General features: G+C 39.9%; 1 protein-coding gene. It reads left to right on the forward strand.

Annotation, left to right across the window (positions count from 1 at the left end):
* A partial coding sequence (locus CP366_RS10505; RefSeq protein WP_143469323.1) for an MFS transporter occupies positions 1-368 on the forward strand: 368 nt, incomplete at both ends.

The raw sequence follows: 368 nt of genomic DNA on the forward strand, positions 1-368 counted from the left end.
ACCGGTGCCGTTCCAGCAATTATTACCGCTTTATTCCGAAGTTTCTTTCCGCTTCCCGCTTCTCCTACTTGGCTCGCAAGTAAAGGTAAAGTTAAGAAAGCAAACAAAATCATTAGTAAACACATGGGACACAAATGGCGCTTGCCTAAACGATTTATGAAAAAGAAAGCGCCTAAAGATATTGCCTGGGGAATTTTATTCTCTAAGAAATATTTACGCCGCACTTTAGTTGGTGGTATCTTTTATGCTTGCCAAGCATTTTCATTCTTTGGTATTAGTATTTTCTTACCAATTTTGCTTAGCAGCATGAATATTACAGGTGGCAGCATCTCCGGAATCATTTACAATGGCGGTATGTTTGTCGGCGT

The sequence above is a fragment of the Lactobacillus sp. UMNPBX15 genome, assembly GCF_002553785.1.
GTDB lineage: Bacteria > Bacillota > Bacilli > Lactobacillales > Lactobacillaceae > Lactobacillus > Lactobacillus crispatus.